At 71.9% G+C, this 26,099-nt stretch carries 4 protein-coding genes; 1 reads left to right on the top strand and 3 read right to left on the bottom strand.

The genetic code is table 11. The features are described from left to right. From JMV16_RS03735 to JMV16_RS03725, 3 genes are all read right to left on the bottom strand, one after another. The coding region (locus JMV16_RS03735) for a filamentous hemagglutinin N-terminal domain-containing protein (protein ID WP_201492785.1) at positions 1 to 21,106 on the bottom strand (21,106 nt) is incomplete at its 3' end. 97 nt (positions 21,107 to 21,203) lie between these two features. Then, entirely contained in the window at positions 21,204 to 22,904 is a 1,701-nt protein-coding gene (locus JMV16_RS03730) for a ShlB/FhaC/HecB family hemolysin secretion/activation protein (protein ID WP_236580331.1), read from the bottom strand. Between the two features lie 268 nt (positions 22,905 to 23,172). Further along, a complete protein-coding gene (locus JMV16_RS03725) occupies positions 23,173 to 25,194 on the bottom strand; it encodes a sensor histidine kinase (protein WP_201492784.1) in 2,022 nt (673 codons plus the stop codon). Positions 25,195 to 25,308: 114 nt separating this feature from the next. Here JMV16_RS03725 and JMV16_RS03720 point away from each other — a divergent pair, with 114 nt between their 5' ends. After that, a complete protein-coding gene (locus tag JMV16_RS03720; RefSeq protein WP_201492783.1) occupies positions 25,309 to 26,040 on the top strand; it encodes a response regulator transcription factor in 732 nt (243 codons plus the stop codon). The last annotated feature ends 59 nt before the right edge of the window (positions 26,041 to 26,099 follow it).

The following is a 26,099-nucleotide window of genomic DNA, read 5'->3' as shown; positions in this document are numbered from 1 at the left end:
CGACCACGGCATTGCCGGTGACGGTGAGGGCGTGGGCGTTGCCGGCGATGGCGGCGGCATTCGTCACCGTGCTGCCCTGCAGCGTGGTGTCGGCGCCCAGGGCGACGGCGTCGCCGTAGCTCTGCGTGCCGCTGGTGCGCACGGAGCCGCCGTTGATGGCGGTGCTGCCGGAGGCGTCGGTGGCCAGGCTGGTGAGGGCGGTGGTGCCGCCGACGGCGGCGCCGAAGCTCAAGGTGCCGGCGCTGTTGACGGCCAGCGTCTGGGCGCCGTCGACGGTGGAGGCGAAGGCGATGTCGCCGGCCGCACCCGCGCCGGAACTGGCCAGGGTGGCGTTCTGCGTCAGGCTGACGGCGCCGGTGTAGGCCTGGGTGCCGGTGGTCGAGACATCGGCGCCCAGCGCCGAGGTGCCGCTGACGGCGAGGTTGCTGACGCCGCTGACGGCGCCACCGACGACGGCATTGCCGCTGACGCTGAGCGCGTGGCCGGCGCCGGCCAGGGTGGAGGCGGTGCTCACGGTGGAGCCGCTGAGCGTGCGGTCGCCGCCAGAGAGGGTGACGGCGCCGCTGTAGGTCTGGCTGGCGCTGCTGGTGACGTCGGCGCCGAGGTCGGCGCTGCCGCTGACGGCGTAGCTGGTGACGCCGCTGATGGCCGCATCGACCACGGCATTGCCGGTGACGGTGAGGGCGTGGGCGTTGCCGGCGATGGCGGCGGCATTCGTCACCGTGCTGCCCTGCAGCGTGGTGTCGGCGCCCAGGGCGACGGCGTCGCCGTAGCTCTGCGTGCCGCTGGTGCGCACGGAGCCGCCGTTGATGGCGGTGCTGCCGCCGGCATCGGTGGCCAGGCTGGTGAGGGCGGTCGTGCCGCCGACGGCGGCGCCGAAGCTCACGGTGCCGGCGCTGTTGACGGCCAGCGTCTTGGCGCCGTCGACGGTGGAGGCGAAGGCGATGTCGCCGGCCGCACCCGCGCCGGAACTGGCCAGGGTGGCGTTCTGCGTCAGGCTGACAGCGCCGGTGTAGGCCTGGGTGCCGGTGGTGCCGACGTCGGCGCCCACGGCGGTGCTGCCGCTGACGGCGAGGTTGCTGACGCCGCTGATGGCGCCGCCGACCACGGCGTCGCCGGTGACGGTGAGGGCGTGGCCGGCGCCGGTGAGGGCGGCGGCATTCGTCACCGTGCTGCCCTGCAGCGTGGTGTCGGCACCCAGGGCAATAACGTCGCCATAGCTCTGCGTGCCGGTGGTGCGCACGGAGCCGCCGTTGACGGCGGTGCTGCCGGTGGCGTCGGTGGCCAGGCTGGTGAGGGCGGTGGTGCCGCCGACGGCGGCGCCGAAGCTCACGGTGCCGGCGCTGTTGAGCGCGAGGGTCTTTGCGCCATCGACGGTGGAGGCGAAGGCGATGTCGCCGGCCGCACCCGCACCGGAACTGGCCAGCGTGGCGTTCTGCGTCAGGCTGACGGCGCCGGAGTAGGCCTGGGTGCCGGTGGTGCCGATGTCGGCGCCCATGGCGGTGCTGCCGCTGACGGCGAGGTTGCTGACGCCGCTGATGGCGCCGCCGACCACGGCATTGCCGGTGACGGTGAGGGCGTGGCCGGCGCCGGTGAGGACGGCGGCGTTCGTCACCGTGCTGCCTTGCAGCGTGGTGTCGGCGCCCAGGGTGAGCGCATCGCCGTAGCTCTGCGTGCCGGTGGTGCGCACGGAGCCGCCGTTGACGGCGGTGCTGCCGGCGGCGTCAGTGGCCAGGCTGGTGAGGGCGGTGGTGCCGCCGACAGCGGCGCCGAAGCTCACGGTGCCGGCGCTGTTGACCGCGAGGGTCTTGGCGCCGTCGACGGTGGCGGCGAAGGCGATGTTGGCGGCCGCGCCGGCGCCGGAACTGGCCAGCGTGGCGTTCTGCGTCAGGTTGACGGCGCCGGTGTAGGCCTGGGTGCCGGTGGTGCCGACGTCGGCGCCCACGGCGGTGCTGCCGCTGACGGCGAGGTTGCTGACGCCGCTGATGGCGCCACCGACCACGGCGTCGCCGGTGACGGTGAGGGCGTGGCCGGCGCCGGCGAGGGCGGCGGCGTTCGTCACCGTGCTGCCTTGCAGCGTGGTGTCGGCGCCCAGGGTGAGCGCATCACCATAGCTCTGCGTGCCGGTGGTGCGCACGGAGCCGCCGTTGAGGGCGGTGCTGCCGGAGGCGTCGGTGCTCAAGCTGGCCAGGGCCGTTGTGCCGCCCACGGCGGCGCCGAAGCTGACCGTGCCGGCACTTTGGATGCTGAGATCAGCGCCACCGTCGATCGCACCGCCGAGGGCGAGATTGCCGGCCGTGGCCGCGATGGTGACATTGCCGGCGGCCAGGGTGATGGCGCCGGAAACACTGTTGTTGCCGGCCAGGTTGCGCAGCGCGCCGCTGCCGGCCGGGCCGGTGCCGGCCAGGCTGAGCGGCTCGGCCAGCGCCAGGGCGCCGCCGCTGCCGTCGAGTACCAGGGCCGCGCCTGCCGAGACCGCGGTGCCGCCGGCGGCGGTGCCCAGGGCCTGGCTGTGGCTGGCGGTGAGGCTGCCGCCTTCGATGGCGGTGCTGCCGGTGTAGCTGTTGCTGCCGGCCAGCGTGAGTGCGCCGCCTTGCAGCGTGAGCGCGCCGCCGGAGCCGGAGATGCTGCCGGTGATGCTGCCATCGGCGGCGGTAAGCGTCAGGCGCTGCGCGCCGAGATCGACGCTGCCGCTGCCGGTGACGGTGGCCGTGGTGGCGCCGTTGGAGGCCGAGACGTCCAGCAGCCCGCTGTTGCGCACCGCGGCCGTGCTGGCCAGGGCGCCGTCGCTGACCGCGCGCAGCGTCGCGCCGCTGCCGATCAGGGTGTTGCCGGTGTAGGTATTGGGTGCGCCGGCCTGCAGCGCGAGGGCGCCGCTGCCGACGGTTTCGAGCTGGCCGGTGCCGGAGACCACGCCGCCCAGGCTGCTGGCCGTGGCGGCGTCGACGCGCAGGTAGCCGCCGTCAATGGCGATGCCGGCCGGCGCGCTGACGCCGGCGCCGCTGCGCAGCAGCGTGCTGTCGGGCAGCGCCACCGTGGCGGCGGCCGCGCCGACCTCGATGGCGCCGGCATTGGCCGCGCCCACGGTCACCTGAACAAAGCCGTCCTGCAGCTGCGCCCATTCGCCGGCGTCGAGGTTGAGCGCCCCGTTGCCACCGGCGATGCCGATGGTGGTGGCGGCGGTCTTGGGCGCGATGCTCAGCGCGCCGCTGCCCGAAACCGCGCCGCCCAGGGCGATGGCGTCGGTGCGCAGGGCCAGGTCGTGGGCGCCGGCCGCCAGCGTGGAGCCGGTGGTGATGGTGCCCGCGGTGACGGTGGTGGGCGCACTGATGCTGGCGGCATCGCCGAGATTGAGCGCGCCGCTGAGGGTGAGGGCGCCGCCGGTGATGGCGGTGCTGCCGGCGGCGTCGGTGGCCAGCGCCGTGAGCGCCGTGCTGCCGCCGAAGGCGCCGCCCAGGCGCGTGATGCCGCTGCTGTTGAGCGTGAGCGCGTGGGCGCCGTTGACGTTGCCGTCCAGGCTGAGGTCGGCGCTGCCACTGGCCAGCGTGGTGTCGGCGGTGAGCGTGATGGGCCGCGCGCTGCCGAAGACGATGGCGGCGTTGGTGGTTTGCACCGTGCCGGCGAGTTGCAGCACGCCGGCGGCGGTGGCGGTGAGGCCGCCCGCGAACGTGGTGGTGTCGCCTGCGCCGTCGCCCAGGGTGAGGGTGCCGGTGTTGGCCAGCGTGGTGGCGTTGGCGATGCTCGCGCCGCCCAGAAGTGCCAGGCCATAGCCCTTGTTGGCGGTGGCCAGGGTGGTGGCCGTGAGGGCGGCATCGAACTGCACCGTGCCGGTGCTGTCGGCGATGTCCACCGTGGTGGCGCTGACGGCGCCGACGAACTGGGCCCCGGCCGAGCGCGTGACGGTGACGCTGGCGATGTCGGTGGCGATGGCGCCGCCCACGGTGACGGCACCGGTGGCGTCGAAGGCCACGTGGGAGGCCGTACCCGCCGCAGTGCCGCTGATGGCGCCGGTGTCTATGCTGCTGCCGGCCAGCGCCAGGCTGTTGCCGTCGGCCAGCGTGATGTCACCGATGCTGACCGTGCCGCCGTTGATGGCGTCGGCATTGCCGTTGGCGGCCAGCGAGCCGGTGCTGACGCCACCGGCGGTGGCGTTGAGCGTGCCGGCCAGGGTGGTGGCGCCCAGGCCGAGGTTGCCGGCGGTGGCGTTCACCGTGCCGGTGATGGCGCTGGGGCCGCTGACGTGGCTGAGGCCACCGGCGAAGGTGGTGGCGTCGCCTGCCGCATCGCCCAGGCTCAGGTTGCCGCTGTGGGCCAGGGTGGTGGCGCCGGCGATGCTGTTGCTGGCGCCGGTGATCGCCACGTTGTAGGCGGCCGTGCCGGCGGCGGCGCTGAGGCCGCTGGTCAGCGTGAGGTCGCCCTGGAAGGCCACGGTCTTGCCAGCATGGCTGTCGGCGATGGCCACGCTGGCTGCGCTCACCGCGCCCTGGAAGCTGGCGCCGTCGCTCTGGGTCACGGTGACGGTGCCGATGTCGGTGCCCACGCTGCCGGCCACGGTGACCGCGCCGCTGGCGTCGAAGGCGATGCCCGAGGTGGTGCCGCCGGCGGTGCCGGCGATGGCCGCGGTGTCGATGCTGCTGGCGGCGAGTGTCACCGAGGCGCCATCGGCCAGCGTGAGGCTGCCGGCGTAGGTCTGCGCGCCGGTGCTGCTGATGCGGCCGGTGCTGGCCGCGAGGCCGGTGCTGCCCGAGACGCCGAGGCTGGCCAGCGCCTGGGCCTGGCCGACGTCGTCGTTGCCAACGCCGTCGCCGAAGGCGGCGTTGCCGATGATGGCGAGGCTGTTGGACTCGGTGGCCACGCTGTCGACCGCACCCTTGAATCTCACGGTGCTGGCGGTCAGCGCCGTGCCGGTGGCCGGCACGTCATTGCGGCCGATGCGCACATCGCCGTCGTAGGTCTGGGCGCCGCTGGAGGCCACGCTGCTGGCCTTGACGGTGGTGGCGCCGGTGATGTCCAGGCTGGCGAGGCCGGCGATGGCGTCGGCGCCGATGCCGTCGCCGAGGGCGACGTTGCCGGCCGTGATCGCCAGCGTCTGGCCGCCGCCGACCAGGCCGCCGCTCAAGGCGACAGTGCCGGAAGTTGCCGCCAGCGCCGTCGGCGCGGTGAGGGTGACGGCGCCGCCGTAGCTCTGGTTGCCGCTGCCACCGCCGGCATCGCTGGTGCCCACAGGGCCGGCGAGCTGGCTGGCGCCGCTGACCGTCAGGCTCTTGAGCGCCACGGTGTCGCCCACGTTGGCGGCAAAGACGGCGTCGCCCACCAGCGCCAGGCTTTCGGCGCCGGCCGTCGTGCCCTGGACCGCGTGGTCGAAGGTGGTGGTGGGCGCGGTGATCAGGGTGTCGGCCGCCAGCGTGACCGGGCCGCTGATGCGCAGCGTGTTGCCGTTGCCGGTGGTGCTGCCGCCCAGGCTGACGGCGTCGGCGGTCAGTTGCACGGCGCCGCCGGTGGCGGCGAAGCTGGCCGCCGTGGCGGTGACCTGGCTGCCGGCGCCGGTGGTCGATTGCAGCGTGGTGCTGCCGGCGTGGATGCGCGCCAGCTCGGTGTTGTCGAGCTGCAGGCCGCCGCCGGCGGCGGTGCCCAGGAAGAGGGCCGTGCCGTCGTGCGCGATCACGGTGGTGGCGGCGCTGCCGCTGTCCACTGTGGCGTTGAGGGCCAGGTCGCCCTTCACGCCCAGGGTGATGGCCTGGTTGGTGGTGGTGAGGCCGCCGGCGCCGATGGTCAGGTTCTGGTCGTTGCGGAACGCGAAGCTGCCGCTGCTGCTGGCGCTGAGCGTGCCCACCAGGTTGGCATTGGTGAGCGCGACATGGCGCGCCGCGGCGATGGCCAGGGTGGGGGTACGCAGCGTGGTGCCTGTGGCCTGGCTCAGGTCTTTGCCGGCGGCGCTGACGCTGAGGCTGCCGACATTGGCGGCGCCGAACTGCACGTCGGTGGCGCTGGCCAGCGTGGCGTCCATGCCCAGGGCCGTCAGCGAAACCGCGCCGGTGAAGCTGTTGGCCGCGTCGCTCAGGGCGAGCGTGCCGGTGCCGGCGATGACCGAGCCGGCATTGGCCGTGCTCTGCTGCACCAGGAAGGAGGCCGCGCCCAGGCTGAGCGCGCCGCTTTGCACGATGCCGGTGGCCACCGGGCTGCCGAGGTTGGAATAGGTGCCGGCGGTGGTGATCTTGAGATGGCCGCCGACGCTGTTGTTCTCGCCCAGCGTCACCGCGGCGCCATTGCCCACGACGCTGATGTTCTTGCCGCCGGCATCGCTGATGACGCTGACGCCGCCGCCGAACTGCGCCGCCGCGATGTCGGCCGTGGTGGTGGTGGTGCCGTTGTCGGCCACGGCGTGGAGGTCGGTGCCCGCCATGCTCAGCGTGATGACGCCGAAGAGGCGGATCTGGTTGGGCGCTGCGGCGCCGCCGCCGCCACCGAAGAGGTTCTCGGTGGAGTTGCCGGGGGCAAAGCTGCCGCCGCCGGTGGTGTTGAAGTTGCCGCCCACCTGCAGCCAGGCGTCGCTGGGACCGGCGTTGACGCCGGCGCGCTGGCTCACGTTGCCGCTGCTGACGAGGCTGAAGTCACCCGCGATGAGCGAGTTGTCCAGCGAGGTGCCGCCGGCGGCGGTGTTCTTGATGCTCACGTCGTCGGCGTCGTAGGCCGTCGTGTCCAGCGTGAGATTGCCGTCCAGCGCGATGGGCGCGGCGGCTTCCTGGCTCAGCAGGCCGCCCACCCGCAGCGTGACGCTGGAGGTGCCGGCGCCGTCGGAGATGCCGACGATCTGCAGCGCGGCACTTTCGATCGTGCCGATGGTCAGGCCGTCGGCGTCGACGAAGGACAGCGAGGCATTGCCCGAGAGCAGGGCGGCGAGCACATCCACGTCATTGGCGGCGTGTTCCAGCGTCGCATTGCCGGCCGCCTTGATGGCCAGCTTGGCGGCGCGTATCGGCGCGCTGCCACCCTGGGTGACGACGCCGGCCGATTCGATGCGCAGCACGTCCAGCGCATTTGTGCCGCCCACGGCAGCGGTGAAGCTCTGGCCGCCGACGGCGGCCGAGGCGAGGTAGAGGCTGCGCGGCGTGGCGCCCGCGCTGTCGACGGTGCTGCCGAAGACGAGGGCGCCGGCCGTGCTGGTGAGGCTGGTGTTGCCGCCCAGCGTGAGCGCGCCGGTATAGGTCTGCGTGCCGCTGCCGGAGACGGTGTCGGCGGTGATCAGCGTGGTTCCGCTCACCGACAGCGTGCCCAGGCCGCTGATGCGGTCGGCCGCGGCGTCGCCCAGCACGGCATTGCCGACGATGGCCAGGTTGTGGGTGGCTGCATCCACCGTGCCGAGGGTGCTGACGCTGCCGGCGCTGAGCGTGGTATCTGCACCCAGCGTGACGGCGTCGCCATAGCTTTGCGCGCCGTTGGTGGCGACGCTGCCGCCATCAATGGCGGTGCTGCCGGCAGCGTCGGTGGCCAGGCTGGTGAGCGCCGTGCCCGAACCGATGGCGCCGCCGAAGCGGGTGGCGCCGCTGGCATTGACCGCCAGCGTCTGCGCGCCGTCGATCTTCTTCGCGAAGGCGATGTCGGTGCCGCCCAGGGTGGTGCCGGCTCCCAGGGTCACATCGTCGCCATAGCTTTGCGCGCCACTGGTGGCAACGCCGCCGCCATTGAGGGCAGTGCTGCCGGCGCCGTCGGTGGCCAGGGTGGTCAGCGCGGTGACCGAACCCACGGCGCCGCCGAAGGTGGTGGCGCCGCTGGCATTGACGGTGAGCGCGTGGGCGCCGTCGACCTTCTTCGCGAAGGCGACGCTGGCACCCATCAGGGTGGTGTCGGCGCCCAGGGTGACGTCGTCGCCATAGCTTTGCGCGCCGCTGGTGGCGACGCCGCCGCCGTTGATCGCGGTGCTGCCGGCGCCGTCGGTGCTGAGGCTGGCGAGGGCCGTGCCGGCGCCGACGAGGCCGCCGAAGGTGGTGGCGCCGCTGGCGTTGACGGTGAGGGCCTGGGCGCCCCCCAGCGTGCCGCTGAAGGCGACGCTCGCGCCGGTGAGCGTGGTGTCGGCGCCCAGCGTGGCGTTCTCGCCGTACTGCTGGGCACCGCTGGTGCGCACGCTGCTGGCATCGAGCGCCAGGCTGCCGGCGGCGTCCGTCGTGAGGCTGCTCAGGCGTTCGCCCGGGACGCTGCCATCGCCGCCCACGGCGCCGCCCAACGTGGTGGTGCCGCTGTCATTGACGAGAAGGCTGCGCGGCGTGCCGTCGGACTTGACGGTGGACGCCAGCGTGACGCCCACGCCGGCCAGCGTGGTGTCGGCACCCAGCACCACGGCATCGCCGTAGGCCTGCGTGCCGCTGGTGGTGACGCTGCCGCCGTTGAGGGCGGTGCTGCCGCCGGCATCGGTGGCCAGGGCCGCCAGGCTGTGGGTGTTGCCCACGGTGCCGCCGAAGCTGGAGCTGCCGCCGGTGTTGACGGCCAGGCTGGCGTTGCCGCCGGCGCTGGCGCCGTCCACGCTGCTGCCGAAGGCGATGGCGCCATTGCCGCTGGAGGCCAGCGTGTAGGCTGTGGCTGAGGCGTCGGCCAGGGTGAGGGCGCCGCCATAGCTCTGTCCACCGGTGGTGGACACGGCGTTGGCATTGGCCGCCAGCGCGGTGCTGCCGCTCACGGCCAGGCTGCCCAGCTTTCCGCTGCCACCGGCGTTGGACTGGCCGACGCCGTCGCTGCCCGTGCCGTCGCCGAAGGCGGCGTTGCCGGTGATGGCCAGCGTGTTGGCCTCGGTGGCGACGCTGTCGACCGCGCCCTTGAAGCTGACCATGGTGGCCGCCAGCGTGCTGCCGGTGGAGGGCACGTCGTTGTGGCCTATGCGCACGTCGCCGTCGTAGCTCTGCGCGCCGCTGGTGGTGACGCTGCCGGCCTTGATCGTGGTCGGGCCGGTGATCGCCAGGCTGGCCAGGCCGCCCACGGTATCGGCGCCGCTGCCGTCGCCCAGTGCGACGCTGCCGGCGCTGATGGCGAGCGCGTTGTTGCCGCCTACGAGGCCGCCGTTGACGGCGACCGCGCCACTGCCCGCCGCCAGCGCGGCCGGCGCCGTGAGGGTGACGGCGCCGCCGTAGCTTTGGTTGCCGCTGCCGCCGCCGGCCTCGCTGGTGCTGACGTTGCCGCCCAGGCTGGTTGTTCCGCTGACCGACAGGCTTTGCAGTGCCTGGGCCGCGCCCACGGTGCTGGCGAAGCTGGCGTCGCCGGTGATGGCCAGGCTTTCAGTGGCCGTGCCGGCGCCTTCCAGCGTGCCGGCGAAGGCGACGCTGCTGCCGCTGAGCGCGGTGTCGGCGCCCAGGGTGGCGTTCTCGCCATAGCTCTGTGCACCGCTGGTGGTGACGCTGCCGCCATCGAGGGCAACGGTGCCGCCCACGTTGGTGGTGACGCTGGCCGCGGTGACGGCGCCGCTGAAGGTGGTGGTGCCGCTGCTGTTCACGGCCAGTGCGCCGAGCGCGCCATTCACGGCGCCGCCCACCGCGCCGCCGAAGCTGACGGCACCGCTGCCGGCGCCGACGGTCAGGGCATGGGCCTGGCTGGCCGCTGAATCGACCGTGGAGGCGAAGACGATCGGATCGTTGGTGGCAGTCAGCGTGCTGCTGGTGCCCAGGGTCACCGCCCCGGTGTAGGTCTGGGCGTCGGCGCTGGTGACGGTGTCGGTGTTGATGCGCGTCGTGCCGGTCACTTCCAGCGTGGTGAGCCCGGTCACGGTGTCGGCGGCGGCGTCGCCGAAGACGGCGTTGCCGGCCACCTGCAGGCTGTGCGCGGCGCCGGTGATGGTGCCATTGGTGGTGACGCTGCTGCCCGTCAGCACGGTGTTGTCGCCCAGCGTGACGGCGTCGTTGTAGGTCTGGCTGCCACTGGTGGTGACGGCGCCGCCGTTGATGGCCGTCGTGCCGGCGGCATCGGTGGTGACGCTGGCGGCGTTGACGGATCCGGTGAAGGTGGTGGTGCCTGCGGCGTTGGCGACCAGTGCCCCCAGCGCCGAGTTGCCGCCTGCGGCGTCGGCGAGCGTGACCGCGCCAGTGCCGGCGCTGAGTGTCAGGTCGCGCGGCGTGCCGTCACTGTCGACGGTGCTGGCGAAGACGATGTTGCCGGCACCGGTGTCGGTGTTCATGCTCACCGCGCCCTTGAGCGTCACCGGGGTGGCGAAGGCGATGCCGGTGTTGGTGCTGCTGATGTCGCCGGCCAGCTGGCTGGCGCCGGTGCCGTTCTGCGTGAAGCCGCCCGCGGCGGCGATGTCGCCCGCGGCGGCCGTCGTGAAGAGGCCGCTGTTGCTGATGGTGGCCGTGCCGGCGGCAGTGACCGCCGCGTTGACGGTGAGCTGGTTGCCGATGAAGCCGAGGTTGCCCGACAGCGCCACCGCGCCGGCCAGCGTGGTGGTGCCGCTGCCGGCTTGCTGGGTGAGGGTGGTGGCGGTGACGGCCGCAGCGCCCACGTCGGTGGCCGAGACGATGTTGATCACGTCCAGCGGCGAGCTGCCGCCGACCGCGCCACCCAGCGTGATGTTGCCGGTGCCTGCGGTGAGCGTGAGATCGCGCGCCGTGCCGTCGCTGTTGAGCGTGCCGCTGAAGCCGATGTTGCCGGCGCCGGAGCCGGTGCTCAGGCTGCGGTCGCCGCCCTGCACGATGGCCGGGCCGGTGACGCTGATGGCGCCGCCGGCGGCTGCGCCGCCGCCGCCGCTGGTGTCGATGCCGCCAGCGATGCGCACCGCGGTGCCGCCGCTCAGGCCCACGTTCGCACCGGTGCCGGTGCCGACGCCGCGCGCATTGGTCTGGCCGACGGTCAGGGTGCCGGCGGTGGCGGTCAGCGTCACCGCGCCGGCGTTGGCAGCGCCCGCGCCGGCGCTGCCGTCGGTGGTCACGGTGCCGGTGCTCACGGCCCCCGCGGCCGAGGTGATGGTGACCGTGCCGCCGTCCTTGTAGACACCGGCGGCATAGGTGATGTCGCCCGCGGTGGACAGCAGCACGCCGCTGGAATCGAAGCCGGCCACACCGGCGGCGCTGAAGACGCCGCCGCGCGTGCTGACGGGCTCGGTGAGGCTGATGGCCACGGCGCCAGCGTCGAGGTCGATCTTGCCGCCCTGGGTGGTGATGCCGGGGATGGCGGCATCGCCGCCGCCGACGGCGAAGCTGCTGCCGCTGCGGTAGCCGAAGTCCTGGCCGGTGCCGGTGATCTTGGCCGCCAACTGGGCGGCGGCATTGGAGGTGGACAGCAGCGACGAGGCGCCCTGGGCCAGCACCTCAAGTTTGCCGGCAGCGATGCCGGCCACGCCGGCGCCCTGGCTCACGGCGCCGGCCGCGGCCAGCAGCTTGACCGTGCCGCCGGTGCCGGCGGCACCCGCGCCGTCGCCGGCACCGCCGAGGGCGGTGATGGCGGCAGCCACCGTCAGGCTGTCGCCCGCTGCGGTGAGGGTGACGTTGCCGGCAGCGCCGCCGGCCAGGCCCGAGCCGCCGGCCGCGGCCGCGCCCGAGGTGATGATGCTGCCGTTGCCGCTGGTGGCCAGGTTGCCGGCCGTGGTGGTGCCGGTAGTGCTGAGCGTGACCGCGCCGCCGGCGGTGGCGGGGTTGGCACTGCGGGTGTCGATGGCCTCGGTGATGCTGATGCTGGGCGCGCTGATCGTGAGCGCGGCGCCGCCGGTGGTGACGCCGGTCGGGTTGACCTGGCCTATGGTCAGCGGCAACTGGGTCGAGACGTTGACCGCGCCGGTGGCGCTGGAGGCAAAGGTGGCGAACTGGTTGAGCGGCACGCCCAGGCTGGCGTTGTTGAGCGTGAAGGCGGCATTGCCGTCCAGGCCCAGCTTGGCCGAGACGATGGCGCCGGTCTGCGTGACCTCGGCGCCGGCGCCGCCCGTCAGCACGGTGCTGGCACCGGTGCTGACACCGGCGACCACGAAGCCATTGGCATCGGTCACGCGCACGGTGCCTGCGGCGCCGGTGGTGGTGTCGTTGGTGGTGTTGCCGGCGATGGTCACGCCGTCGGCCCTGAGCACCTGGGCCGTGAGGGTGGCGATGTCGTTGGCGGCGGCGGTGAGCGTGATATTGGCGCCGGCGTCGTTGAGCGTCTTGGCCGTCAGCGCCGCGGCCTGGATGGTGCCCGGGAAGCCCGCGGCATCGGTGGTGATGGCGGCCTTGCCGGTGAGGCTGACGTTGCCGGTGGTCAGGATCTCGCGCACGCCGAAGCCGGTGTTGTCGAGATAGGTGATGGCGCCGCCGGCGGCCGCGCTGCCGTCGGCCGAGAGGCTGCGCAGGCGCACCGCGCCGGCATCGTTGCCGCTGGCGCTGAGGTCGATGTAGCCGCCGCCGGCCTTCTGCGTCGTGACGTCGATGGCGCCCACGGTCACGGCCGTATTGATTTGCTGCTGCACGAAGCCACCGGCATTGACCTCGAGCACGCCGCTGGCCGAGGTCACGTTGGCCAGGTTGGCATTGCCCGCCGGCGCGTTGATCGTGATGTCGCCGCTGCCCGACTGGTAGGGCACGTCCAGGCCCTGGGTGAAGTTGCCGGTGGTCGCGGTGATGTCGATGGTGCCGGCACCCAGGGTCTTGATGTAGTCGCCGGCGCCGGAGCGGCTGGCGATCACGGCGCCCTCGACGGCGATGTTGCCGCTGGCGGAATCGATGGCATTGCTCAGCGTCACCGTGCCGGTGGCGCCCAGCGTGACATGGCCGCTGCCGGTGGTGAGCTTGCCCGGGGTCGCCAGGTTGCCGCCCAGCGACTTGAGTTCGATGGCGCCGGTGGTGGTGGTGATGTCCTCGGGCGTCATCACCACCTGGGTGCCGGCCCAGGCCTTGAACGAGGTCGTCGTGGCCAGCTTGCCCGTCAGCGTGTTCATGCTGAGCTGGTTGGCGTCCTGCAGGTTGACGGCCGCGCCGGTGGCGGTGACCGTGACCTGGCCCGTGAAGTTGTTGAGCGGGCTGAAGAGGTCGACGCTGCCGGTGCTGCCGAAGATCTCGGCGGTGGTCGACTTGATGGCCGAACCGGTGGTCTGGCTGACGCCCACGCCCTTGAGCACCATGTCGAAGCCGGTGGCGTCGACGGTATAGGTGTCGAGGTTCAGCGGCCCGTTGGTGGTTTCGATGGACGAGGCCGCGCCCAGGGTGGCGTTGCCGGTGAGCTTCAGGCCCGCAGTGCCGGCGCCGGCCACGTCGGTGAGCGTCAGCGCGCCGGTAGTGGCGGTGGTGCCAAGGTTGTCGATGGCAGTCTTGGACAACGTCACCACGCCGGCCTTGATGGCCAGGGTCTGTGCCGAAAGCGTGCTGGTGCCGGGGGTGGTCTGGGTCACCGCGCCGCTGAGCGGCAGCGCCGCCGACGGCGTCGGCAGATCGGTATCGGCCGGTATGCCCAGCGCCACCGTGCCGGCGACGGCCGAGATGGTGTTGAGCGTCACGTCCTTGGCGTTGACGATCTGGATCGCGTTGCTGCCGGCGTTGTCGGTGATGACGGTGCCGCTCAGGTCGATGGCATTGGTGCCACCGCCGCCATCGACGCGGATGGCGCCGCCCACGGCGCCGCCGGCGGCGGCGTCGGCGTTGATGGTCGAGGTCGCACCCTGGGTCACGCCCTCGCCGCCGAGGAAGACGTCGCCGCGTGCCGAGACGTTCTGCGTGCCTATGCCCAGGCCCCCGACGACGCCGGCGCCCTTGGCCGTGCGGATGCGCGCACCGCCGGCGCTGGTGACGGCGGCCGTGAGGTTGAGGCCACTGGTTGAGTCGTAGACATCGAGGTCGTACTGCGTGCCGCCCACGTTGCCCACATTGAGCAGGCCGAGCTGGGTGATGGTGTTGCCGCTGTTGGCCACCACCACCGAGCCGCCGATGGCGTTGGTGGCCGTGCCCAGGTTCAGCGTCTTGACGTCGAGGTCGGTCAGCACCGCCTGCGTCACGTTGCCGGTGATCAGGCCCACCGTGGCGGTGTCGTCGCCCAGCACCAGGCTGCCGTTGACGGCGTTGACGTTGGGCAGGATCAGGTCGCTGGTGCCGCGGATCTTGATCGCCGAGGTGCTGGCATTGGCCGTCTCCAGCGTGCCGGCGAGCGAGATGGCGCCCGCGGCCGTGCCGTCGTGGCCGGTGAGGGTGATGGTGCCGCCGCCGTTGGCGCCGGTGCGCGGCACGCCGGCGGTGCCGCCGGTGGAATTGATGCTGCCCTGCGACTGGATGATGCCGCGGCCGGTGAGGCTGATGGCGGCGCCGCCGGTGGCCTGGCCGCCGGCGTAGACGTTGGAGGTGCCCAGATTGAGCGCACCGCCGATGGTGCTGAGCGTGACCGCGCCGTGCGAGCTTTCGATGGCGCCGGCCAGCAGCAGGCCTCCGGTGGTGTCGGTGACGGTGATGGCGCCGGCACCGGTGTCGTAGACGTAGAAGGGACCGAGGCCACCGATCTGGTTGGCCAGGGCCAGGCTCACGGCGCCGCGCGCAGAGGGCGTCGAGTCGGTGAGCGAAGCCCCGCCCGATTGGTTGGGGCCCGAGACGGTGCCGGTGGTGGTGATGACGCCGGCGCTTTGCGTGATGGCGCCCGCCGAGGTGAGCGCGACGCCATTGGCGCTGGCCGAGACATTGCCGCCCAGCGTGAGCGCCCGCGTGTTGCTGCCGTCCCAGAAGGTCTTGATCGCGATGGCGCCGGCGCTGGAGGTCAGCGTGCCCGCGGCATTGCTGGCAAAGGTGCCGGCCGAATTGATGGTGATGCCGGCGTCGGCCGCCACGGCCGCGTTGATGACGGTGGTGTAGTTGGTGCCGCCGGAAGCGTAGTTGGGCGCCGATGTGATGGTGGCGGTGCCGGTGGTGGTGAGCGTGCCGCTGGCCCCCGTGGTGACGTAGCCGTAGGGCGAACTGACGACGATGCCGCCGCTGCCGGCGGAGATGGCGCCCTGGATGCTCGTGGTGTAGCCCCAGTTGCCGGTGGCGCCCTGCAGGTTGACGTTCTTGGTGGCGGTGTTGGCCGTGACCGTGCCGCCGTTGGTGACGGTGAGGTGGTCACGCGCGGCGATGGTCACGTTGCCGGCCGTGGCAGTGACAGCGCCGGTGGCGGCGATGGTGGTGCTGTTGTTGGTGTTGGTGACGGTGACGTTTCCGGTGGCGGCAGTGATGGCGCCCTGCAGCGTGAGCAGACGGTCCTGGTTGACCAGCGAGAACAGTCCGCCGCTGGTGAAATCGCCGACGCGGTAGATCTGGTTGAAGGTGTAGAAGTTGGCCGAGCCGTTGACGACGCCGGTCAGGCTGATGACGTCCGAGCCAGAGAACATGCGGTGGGTCGCCGTGACATTGCCGGTCAGCGGCGTGCCCACCGTGCCCAGCACCAGCTTGCCGCCGTACAGCTCGATCTGGTTGAGCTGAACGTTGTTGGCGTTCTGGATCACGATGTCCTTGCCGGCACCGTTGTTGTAGAGACGGTTGTTGAGCGTGACATTGCCGCTGCCGGCGTCGAGCACGACGTTGGCCGCGACGCCGGAATGGCCCTGGATGTCGGCCGAACTGGTGATGCCGGCCGCGCCGGAATTCAGCTGCACGCCCTGCCCCAGCACCGTGCCGCCGCTCATGTTCAGCAGGCCGGCTGTGGTGATGCTGATCAGGTTGCCGGTGGTGCCGCCGTTGATGTTGCTTGACGAATTCAGCCCGTTGGCTTCGGCATCGGTGTCGACGATGGTGAGGGCACCGCCGCGGTCGATGCGGCCCAATGTGACGATCTCGTTGCCGGCGTTGGCCAGGGTGTAGTTGCCGCCGGTCTGGTAGCCCTGCAGGGTGCCGATCTTGAGCGTCGTGCCGGCGGCCTGGGTCAGCGCGCCGCGGATGTAGCCGGTGCGACCGAGGTAGCTGCCGGCGTTGTTGAACATGTTGGCATTGGTCCCCAACACCAGGCCGCCGCGCGTGGCCAGGGTGCCGGCAGTGACATTGCCCAGTTGCAGCGCATTGGTGTCGTCGATGGTGATGGCCGAGGCGCCGGTGTTGGCGGCCACGAGGTTGCCCGCCAGCGTCATGCTGCCCAGCGTGCCCGAGGAATAGTCGCTGCCGTAGATGGAGATCGTCGTTGCCGAATTGACGGTCGAGCCAGCGGACTGGGTCAGGCCCAGGCCTTGCAGGTAGATGCTGCCGCTGGTGGAAGTGATGCTGCGCGTGCCCAGGGCCAGGGGCCCGACGCCGGTCTTGATGGTCACCGTGGTGGCCGAGACGTCGCCGGTGAGCGCCATGCCGGTGGAGCGGCCCGAAGCGCGCACGTCCAGGCTGGAGCCGACCGAGAAGTTGCCCAGCTCGTCGATGACGTTGGCGCTGGCCGTGATGGAGATTGCGCCCGCGGTGGCCGCCGACAGCGTCTTGATGTCAATCTTGTCGGTGGCCGCCCAGCCGCCGCCGCCGGCGTTCTGGTTGAGCGATCCGGCGATGGCGTCGTTGCTGACCAGGCCTGCCGACACCGTGCCGGCGCTGGCGCCGTTGATGGCGATGGAGGTGATGGTTCTGAACGAGGCCGTGGTGGTCACGGATGCGGCATTGCCGCCGGCAATGTTCTCGCTCAGCGGATTGCCGCTGTTGTCGGTGCCTGTGACGGTGAAGCTGCGGCCGCTGTCGTCGCCGGCGCTGGTGATGCGCACCTGCTTGGCGGCGGTGAAGCGCAGCGTCGGCGCCATCAGGTTCAAGTTGCCGGCGCCGCTGGCACTCTGGGTCGCAGCCAGCGTGGTGGCAGAGGCGATCAGGCCCGACTGGAAGCTGCCGGTCTGCGCCGTCACCGAGCGCACCGTGGCGCTGTTGGCGCTACCCACGTTGGTGATCAGCACGGCCGGCGTGCCGCCGGTGTCGGCATTGGTGGTGATGAGGCGGCTGCGCACGTCGACCGCGCCACCGCCACCGTCGATGCGGATCTTGCCGCTACCGGCGTTGAGGGTGATGTCGGAGGTGGTCTGGCTTACGCCCACGCCGGTGAGCGAGATGAGGCCGCCGGAGGTCGACAGCGCGGTGTCGCCACCCAGGGTCAGGGTGCGCGTGCCGCTGGTGGCCACGGTGCCGGCGGCCAGCGTGAGATCGCCGCCGGCGGTGGTGAAGTCGGCGAAGTGGTACGTGTCGATGGCGCCATTGGGCGCGGCCACGTTCAGCGGCGCGCTCGCGTGCGACAGCGTGATGTTGCTGCCGAGGTGGATGTTCTCGTCGCTGGCGATGGCATTGGCCGTGCCCGTGGTCTTCAGCTGCACGCCCGAGGCGCCGTCGAAATAACTGGCGTAGGTGTCGCCGCCGAGGTAGATGCGGCCTGTGCTGTTGAGCGCCACCAGGCTCTTGGCCGAGACGTATTCGGAGAAGGTGAGATCGGTGCCGGTGCTGACCAGGACATCGCCCAGGGCCGTTGTGGCCGACATCGCCGTGCCGCCGGCCCAGCGGCCGACGCTGATGGCGCCGCCGCCGGCGCCGTTGAAGGTGAGGTTGTTGCGCTCGCCGCTCTTGCTGTAGAGCCATTGCGAGAAGGTCACTGCGCCGCTGCCGCGGGTGATGGTGACGGCGTCGTCAAGGTAGGTGTTGACCGAGTTCAGCGTCACCACGCCATTGCCGGCATTGGTGTTGATGGTCAAGGCCCCAAGGCCGTTGGTCTTGTCGTCGTCGCCGAGGTGGAGGTCGCTGACGGCCGTGGCCACCACGCCGCCGGCGGCATTGGTGGTGATGTTCTTCTCGAGGTCGATGCGGTAGCCGGTGACGGTGAGCGAACTCAGCGGCGCGCTGCCGCCGACCACGCCGTCCATCAGCACGTCGCCGATGCCGCCGGTGACCGTCAGGCTGCGCGGCGTGACGTCGGAATCGATGTTCGAGAGGAAGGTGATGTTGCCCGAGGTCGCGCCCGATGAGACGACGCGGTTGGCCGTCAAAACGGCCGGGCTCTGCACCTCGATGTAGCCGCCCAGGCCCTGGGTGGCAGCGCCGAAGGGCGAGCCGCCGATGGCGTTGAGGTCGCCGTTGAGGTTGATGCTGCCGCCGCGCGCCTGCGTGGTGGCGTCGACCACCGCGCCGGCGCCGAGCACGATGGAGCCGGCATTGCCCCCGTTGCGGTTGGCCTGGGCCCCGGTGGTGGCCGTGCCGCCGCTGGTGGTGATGGCGCCGAGGTTGAGGGTGCCCGAGGTGGAGCTGACGATGACCGCCGCGCCGTTGCTGCCGACGCCGATGTTGTTGTCGGCGCCGCTGGTGGTGATGTTCTTCAGCGTCACGTTGCCGCTGGCGGTGACGGTGACCGAGCCCGAGGTGGTGGCCGTGTTGGCGTCGGCCGTGGTCGTGATGTCGGCACCGGTGATGGCGGTGAAGTCGCCGCCGGTGGCGTTGAAGACCAGGTTGCCGCCCTTGGTGCGTATCGGGTCGTTGAGGGTGATGGACGAGCCGGTGATGGTGACGATGCCGCTGGCCTGGCCGCCGGCGCCCGGCGTGCCGCTGATCACGTTGCCGCTGGCTGCATCCAGGGTCAGCGCGCCGGTGTTGACGTCGCCCAGCGTGACGGCGCCGCCGGCCACGACCGAGGTGAGGGTGGCCGCGCCATTGATGTCGGCCAGCGCGATGGCGCCGGTGCCGTCGGCCGCGACACTGAGGTTGCCGCCCGCGGCCACCGTGCCGGTGTAGGTGATGGAGCCGTTGCTGCCTGCGGCCGTGCTCAGCGCCAGCGGGCCGGTGGTGTTGATGCCGCTGGGCGAGGCGGCGGTGGTGATGTTGCCGGTGGAGGTGATGCTGACGCCGCCGCTGCCGGCCGTCGCGCCCTTGAGCGCCGTCGCCTGGCTGTTGACCAGCAGCGCCTGGCTGGCGCCGCCGGTGGCCGACAGCAGCGATACCGCGCCGCCGAACCTGTTGCCGACATTGGCCAGCGAGATGGTGTCGCCGGCCGTGAACGAGGCCGCGCCGAGCACGTTGTAGAAGCCCGCGCCGCTGACAGTGGTGGCGACGTTGACCGTGAGGTCGCCGCCCGCCGTGCGGATGGAGGTGGCGTTGACCAGGCCACCCGAGGTTGAGTTGAGGTTGATGTTGCCGTTGCCGGCGGCAATGAGGTTGGCGTTGACACTGATCGTGCTCGCCGCATTCATCGTCAGCGAGAAGTCCGAGAACCAGCCCACGGCGTTGGAGACGGTGATGGTGCCGGCCTCGCCGCCGCCCGCGCCCGTGCTGACCGTGACATTGCCGCTGCCCAGCGCGTTCTGCAGCGTGTTCACGCTGAGTACCGAGCCGGTGCCGGTGGCGTCGAAAGGCGTGGCGCCGCTGACGGCGGTGTCGGCGCCGGTGCTGATGGTCAGGTTGTAGGGGTCGAGCAGAAGAGTGCCGGCATGGCCGGCAGGTGCCCGCAAGTCGGCGCTGCCGCGGAAGTCGAGCTGGCCCTTGCCGGAGACCTCGGCCTGGCCGCCATCACCGCCGTCGGCGGCGCCGCGGGCGCTGATGCCGCCTTCGAAGCGCGTCAGGCCATCGGCCCAGACGACGACCTCGCCGCCATCGCCCTGCGCCGTGGCGTCGGCGGCAATGCGCGCGCCGGGCGCGACGTAGCTGGCCTGGGCGTTGGCGACATCGGCGTCGCTGCCCTGGAAGCCGCCACCCACGCGGGCGCGGCCGCCGCCGCTGGCGCCGGAGACGTCGACCACACTGGTGTCGAAAAGGCCCACATGCTCGCCGGTGAGCGTGACCTCGCCACCGCGCCCGCGCCGGCTGCCGGCGCTGACCAAGGTGTTGCCCAGCAGGCTGGTGGTGGGCACGGGCTGGGTCGGATCGACCGGTGTGCCCGGCAAGGGTTGGGGCTGCGGCGCCGCTTCGGCCTGCAGGCGCACGCTGCCGCCGGCGCTGGCGCCCGAGGCGTCGACCGTGGCGTCCTGCAGGCGCAGCTGGGACTGGGCCGCCACCGTGATGTGGCCACCTTGACCCTGGGACGAGGCCGCCTGTACGCGGCCCTGGATGGCCACGTCGCCGCTGGCCTGGATGACGATCTCGCCGCCCTGTTCGGCGCCGGAGGCGTCGAGCAGGCCGCTCACAGCCTGGGTGAACTGCTGCACCGCCAGCTCAATGTGGCCACCAGCCGCAGCCGTGGCTGCGGCGGCAATGCTGCCCAGGTTGGCGACCTGGGGCGCGCTCAGCGTGACCTGGCCGGCCGGGCTGCCGTCGGCGCCGGCGTGGGCGCTGATGCTGCCGCTGTTGTCGATGCGGTCCGAGGCCTCAAGGACGATCTTGCCGCCCTTCATGGCCATGCCGGTGGCTTCCAGCGTGCCGCTGTTGCGCACCACGCCGCCCTGGAGGCGGTCCAATGCCTGGGCCGAGAGGATGATGATGCCGCCCGGGGCCAGCACGGCGCCGCGGTTCTCGACCAGGGCCTTGATCTTCGAAGGCTCGACCACCAGTCCGGCCAGGCTGTTGTTGCCGTCGAACTGCAGCGTCACGCTTTCGCCCGAGGCCAGGGCCACAGTGCCCAGTTGGGCCACGATGAGGCCGCTGTTGCGCACCTCGGGCGCCAGCAGCGCGATGTAGCCGCCCAGCGCCGCACGCAGCTCACCCTCGTTGACCACGCTGCCGCTGGCGTTGCCGCGCTTGAACTGCGTGCGGCCGGCCATGAAGTCCTCGTTGGCCATGTCATGGGTGGTCGCGACCAGGCCGCCCACTTCCACCGAGGCCGTGCGGCCGAAGTACACGCCACCCGGGTTGACCAGGAAGACCTGGCCATTGGCGGTGATGCGGCCCAGGATCTCGGACGGCTGGCCGTCAAGCACGCGGTTGAGCGTGGCCGATTGCGCCGAAGGCTGCTTGAAATTCACCTGGCCGGCGCTGCCGACGTTGAAGCTCGCCCAGTCGATCACCGCGCGCTGGCTGGCCTGGTTGATGTCGAGCGTGCGGCCCGACTGCTGCAGCTGCGCCTGCCCGGCCACCACCTTGCCGCCCGTCGGCAACTGGTCGCTTGCCGGCGCCGCCCTTGCTCCGGCGCCCACGCCCACGCCTGCCGCCAGCAGCGCCGCCATCAGGCCGGCGCCGACCACGCTGCTGCGCTTGCCGCGCCCGCGGGTGCATTCAGCGGCGGCGATCCAGGTCATGAAGCGATCGCTCCAGACGAGGCGGTAGATGCGGTTCATCGCGGCGTGGCCGTTCATGTTGTGGGTCCTTCAGGGCAAGCGGGAAAGAGGGGAGGGGCTTGTTGGGCTGCAGCGCGGCCAGCGGGGTGGGTGTGCCGGGCTGCCTGCGGCTGTCTCAGTGGGTGTAGGTGGCGCTGAACCAGAGGCGGTTCTTGACCAGGGTGCCGTCCTGGTCCTGGCCGCCTGCCGTGGCATTGGGGTTGTCGCCCAGGCGGTGCGACCAGGTGGCGCTGAGGTTCACGCCCCAGGGCGTGGCCCAGGCCGCGGTGGCGCCCAAGCCCTGCAGCGAGAGCCGGTTGTTGGGTGTGGCGCCGGGGAATCCGGTCTTGCGGTTGACCGTGACCTGGCCCCAGTCGTAGAGACCGCCGACGCTGAGGTTGTCGTTGACCCGGAAGCGCAGGTCGACGGCCAACGACAGGCCTTCGGAGCCGCCGGCCTCGCTGGACGGGTAGGCGCGCACGCCGGTGGAGCCGCCGAGGTAGATCTTTTCGCCCGAGTCGAGGTTGCGCGAGGCGAACTGGCCGCTCACCACCGCGTGCAGCGTGGTCCTGGCGTCCACCGTCTGCTGGCGGCCGAGGCTGAAGCGCAGCTTCTGGAAGCTGCCTTGGGTGTGGGCCGCGGCAGCGTCCAGCGCCTCGTTGGGCGAGCCGCCCAGGTCGACCTGGCCGGCGCTCAGCGTCAGCGAGGCGGTGGTGAGGCCGCCGCCCTGCCATTCGTCGAACTGGCTGCCCGACAGGCCGGCGCTGAGCACGCGCACGCTGTAGTCGCTGGTGACCACGCCCGAGCCACTGTTGCGGTAGCCGCGCAGGTCGAGATTGGCGCTGGCGTAGAGGTTGCGTGCCGTGGCGCGTATCACCGGGTAGGTCGCGTCCAGGCCCAGGGTGCTTGAACTGCCCTTGAGATCCAGGGCCGAGAAATCGGCGCTGACTACCTTGTAGTCCAGCGTCGAGACGCTGGCACCCAGGCGCAGGCCTTCGAAGCCCAGCGGCAGCGACGCGGCAGCGCGCAGGTAGTCGCTGCCTTCGCTGTGGATGAGGTTGACGCTGGCCATGTCGCCCAGCGCGAATGCGCTGCGCGCCTGCACTGAGCCGGCAAGACGCCAGGCGCCGGTGGAGCGTGAACCCACGTTGTCCAGCGTCGCGTCGCCGGTCCACAGCGGGCGCGCGTCCAGGCGCACCAACAGGTCGGTTTCGCCGTCTTCCTTGCCCGGCGCCAGATTGCCCTTGACGCTGACGCCCGGCAAATCCTGGATCAGCAGCAGGGCGCGATCCACTGCCTGGCCGCTGAGCGGCGCGCCGGTCGGCTGGGCCGCCAGCACCATGCGGCGGGCGCGCTCGGGGTCCAGTCGCAGGCCTTGCGCGCTGTTGATCTGGGCGGCGCCGAAGCGGGCCTCGACAATCTGCACGACCACCGTGCCGGCGGCGATTTCCTGCTGCGGTAGGTAGGCACGCACGATCCAACCGGCTTCGCGGTAGGCGTTGGCGGCGGCTGCCACGGCGCGCTGCAGCTCGGCAAAGTCCAGCGGCCGCTGCAGCCAGGGCGCCACGGCGGCCTGAAGCGCGGCGTCGCCGAGCAGGCTGTTGCCGCGGAACTCGAAGCGTGCCACCGTCACCGACAGATTTCCGGCCGGCTTGTATTCCGGTGCCGGCGGCGCCACCGGGCGGCGCGCGGCGGGCAGGGCCGGCTGCTGGCCTTGCTCGATCTGCTGCCGCAGCGCCCCGGCATCGGGCGGCGTGGCCGTCTGGGCCTGGGCCGGCAGATGAGCCAGCGTGAACAGAAGGGCAGCGGAAACCGGCAGGAGCTTCGGGGTTTGCAAGATGAAATCTCGGCGGTAAGGGGTGGGCGGGGCAGACGCGGCGCGCGGCGGCGGCGCGGGGCGGGCGAGGAGCCCGGGGCGCGGGGGCGCGCCGGCCGCCCGTGGGGCGGGCGAGGGCCGGCGAAGCGCGTGGTCTGGGGGCAAAGTTACAGCTGGTAGCCGACGGTTCGTCAGCGGCGTAACTTAGTGAAATGCCCCGTGAGAAGGCTCTCGGGAACTCTCGTTATCGAGAGAAACCGCCAGTTCGGGCGATCAGGCTTGCGCCACGTCAAGCGGGTGTTGGCGCCGCCGCCACAAGCAGCGGCAGGCGCAGCTCGAACACCGATCCGGCCGGCGGGTTGTCGCTCACCGCCACCGTGCCGCCGTGGGCCAGGGCGATGCTCTTGACAATGGACAGGCCCAGCCCTGAATGACCGGCCAGCCTGCCGCCAGCGGGGCCGCTGCTGGCAGGCGTGAGCACGAAGAAGCGGTCGAAGACCTTGTCCTTGGCCTCGTCGGGGATGCCGGCGCCGCGGTCGGCGATCTGGATGCAGGCCTGTGGCGGCTGGGCATCGGCGGCCAGAGCCAGGCGCACCTGCACCGCCTCGGCGGCCTGCTCGGGGTGGTAGCGCAGCGCGTTGTCGATCAGGTTGTGCAGCGCGATGTTCAGCAGCGCCGGGTCGGCGCGCACAGGCAGGGGCTGCTCAAGCGCCGTCCACTGCAGTCGGGTGCCGGCGGGGTAGTGGCGCGCCACCTCGTGCAATGCATCGCGCAGGTCGATGTCGGCGCGCTGCACGGGCAGGGTCGGCTCGCGCAACCTGTCGCTGGCAATCAAGTCATTGGCCAGGCGGATCAGGCGCTGGCTGGCGGCGCGGATATTGTGCAGCCGCGTTGCCACCTCGGGCGGCGCCGTGTGCTGCACCAGGGCCAGCGAGTCCAGCGAGGCCTTGATCATGGCCGCCGGGGTGCGGAACTCGTGCGAGGCCATGGCCAGCAGCTGGCGCTGGTCGGCCTCGGCCTGGCGCAGCTCGCGCAGCGCGGTCTCCAGCGACAGCGTGCGCGCCTGCACGCCCTGCTCTAGCGCCTCGTTGCGCTGCGCCAGATCCTGCAGCAGGCTCTGGCGCTCGGCCTGCAGCTGCCTTTGCGTGCGCCGCGCCAGATCGAAGATGGCCACCTGCAACGACAGCAGATTGCACAGGCCGGCCAGCTGCCAGCCGTAGAAGGAGACGTTGTCCAGCGGCGCCCAGCCCAGCGTGGCCAGCACGCTGTTGAGCGTGGCGCCCAGGTAGAGCAGGAAGGCCGGGCCGAAGAAGAGGGCGGTGCGATGGCGCCGGAGCATCAGCCAGACGATGGCGGCGGCCACCAGCGCGAAGATCGGCACGCTGGACACCAGCACCAGCCCCATCAGCAATGGGCTGCGGGCGAAGCTGCTCAAGGCCATCACCACCGGCACGCTGGCCGCCCAGACACCCAGCAGATGGTGCAGCCAGGGTGCCAGCGCGCGAAGCTCGAAAAGCGTGCGCAGGAAGAGCGTGCCGACCACCATGCTCGCGATGCTGAAGACCAGGGTCGCGTGGTTGATCCAGGAGCGGTCGGCCAGCGCCAGCGCGCGGTCGGCGAGGCCGTCGATCAGGAACCAGAGCAAGCCGGTGACGCCGACATAGAGCAGCCACAGCAGATGCGCCGCATCGCGGTAGATCAGCCACAGGCCCAGGGCCAGCAGCATCATCACGGCACTGATGGTGAGGATGGCGCCCAGCACCAGCCCTTCGGTGAGCTGGGCGGCGGCGAAAGCCGGGGCGTGGTACAGCGTGACGATGGCGGCCTGGGTGCTGGCGGTCTGCAGCCGCAGCAGCACGGTGGTGGGCTGGCCCGGCGTCAGCCGCAGCGCGAAGGCGGGCTTGAGCGCGGGCAGCGGGCGCAGGTGCTTGTCGACCTGGTCGCCGGCCTCGCCCAGGGCCTGCAAGCTGCCATCGGGCAGGCTGCGGTAGGCGGTGATGCGGTCGAGGTAGGCCGGGCCGACCTCGACCACCACCGCCGCCGGTTCGCCGTCCGACATGGCGGTGTCCTGTACCAGGTCGAAGGCGATCCACACCGGCTGCGGATCGTAGCCGCGGCCCAGGTGCGCGGGCAGGCGCTCGAAGCCGCCACTGCGGTACAGCGCCAGCGCCTCGGCGGCCGTGGCCGGCGCCGCGCCGCGCGGGCTGGCGGCAAGGTGGCCGGCACCGTCGTGGCTGTCGATGCCGGGCCCGCCCAGGACCAGGGGCTCCTGGGCCCATGCGGCGCCGGCCAGCAGCAGCAGTGCCCACAAGCCGGCCAGCCCGAGGCGCCATGCGACGCGGGCCCAGGTCCGGCAGGGGTGGAGCGGCTTCAAGACGGGGCGGCGCGCCGGGTGCGGCGTGGCGGTGGTTATTCTTCACCCATTGTGAGCCCCACCTCCTGCCCCGTTTGCATCGTCGAGGACGAGGCCGTGCTGCGCGAGGAGATGGCCTTCCAGCTGCGCCACCACGGTTACCGGGTCGAGACCTTCGAATCGGCCGCCGGCTTCTACCGCCACCTCGCGGTCCAGCCACGCCTGGTGGCCGTGCTGGACATCGGCCTCGAGGGCGAGGACGGCCTGGCCATCTGCCAGTACCTGCGCCAGCATCGGCTGGACATCGGCATCATCTTTGTCACCGCACGCGCGCTGCGTGACGACCGGCTTGAGGGGCTGGCGGCCGGCGCCGACGCCTACCTGGTGAAGCCGGTGGACATGGACGAGCTGGTGCTGCTCATCGAGCGCCTGTCGCTGCGCTTTGCGGCGGCCTCAGCCGTCGCCGTGCCGCCGCCCTTGCCCAAGGCCGGCGGCTGGCACCTGGACGCGCAATCGCTGCTGCTGATCGCGCCGCGCGGCGATACGGTGCGCCTGTCGATGGCCGAGTTCCAGGTCGTGCGGCGTTTGCTCGAGCGGCCCGGCGAGCACTGCAGCCACGCCGAGATCGCCACCGCGATGGGTCTGTTGCCCGAGGAATGGGACAAGCACCGCGTCGAGGTCGTGGTCAGCCGGCTGCGCGCCAAGGTGGCGCGCGAACTGACGCTGTCGCTGCCCATACGCTCGGTGCGCGGCATCGGCTATGCGATGGCCAGCGACGAGCGCCGCATGCCGCGGCGCCTCTGAAATAGAACGGTCGTTCTATTTTTTGGGCGATGGACGGTCCGTGTGCTGTCCTGGCGCCT

It is taken from the genome of Rubrivivax sp. A210 (genome assembly GCF_904426505.1).
Classification (GTDB): domain Bacteria; phylum Pseudomonadota; class Gammaproteobacteria; order Burkholderiales; family Burkholderiaceae_C; genus Rubrivivax.
Note: the sequence above shows the minus strand (reverse complement) of the source record. Positions and strands in the feature narration are given on the sequence as shown.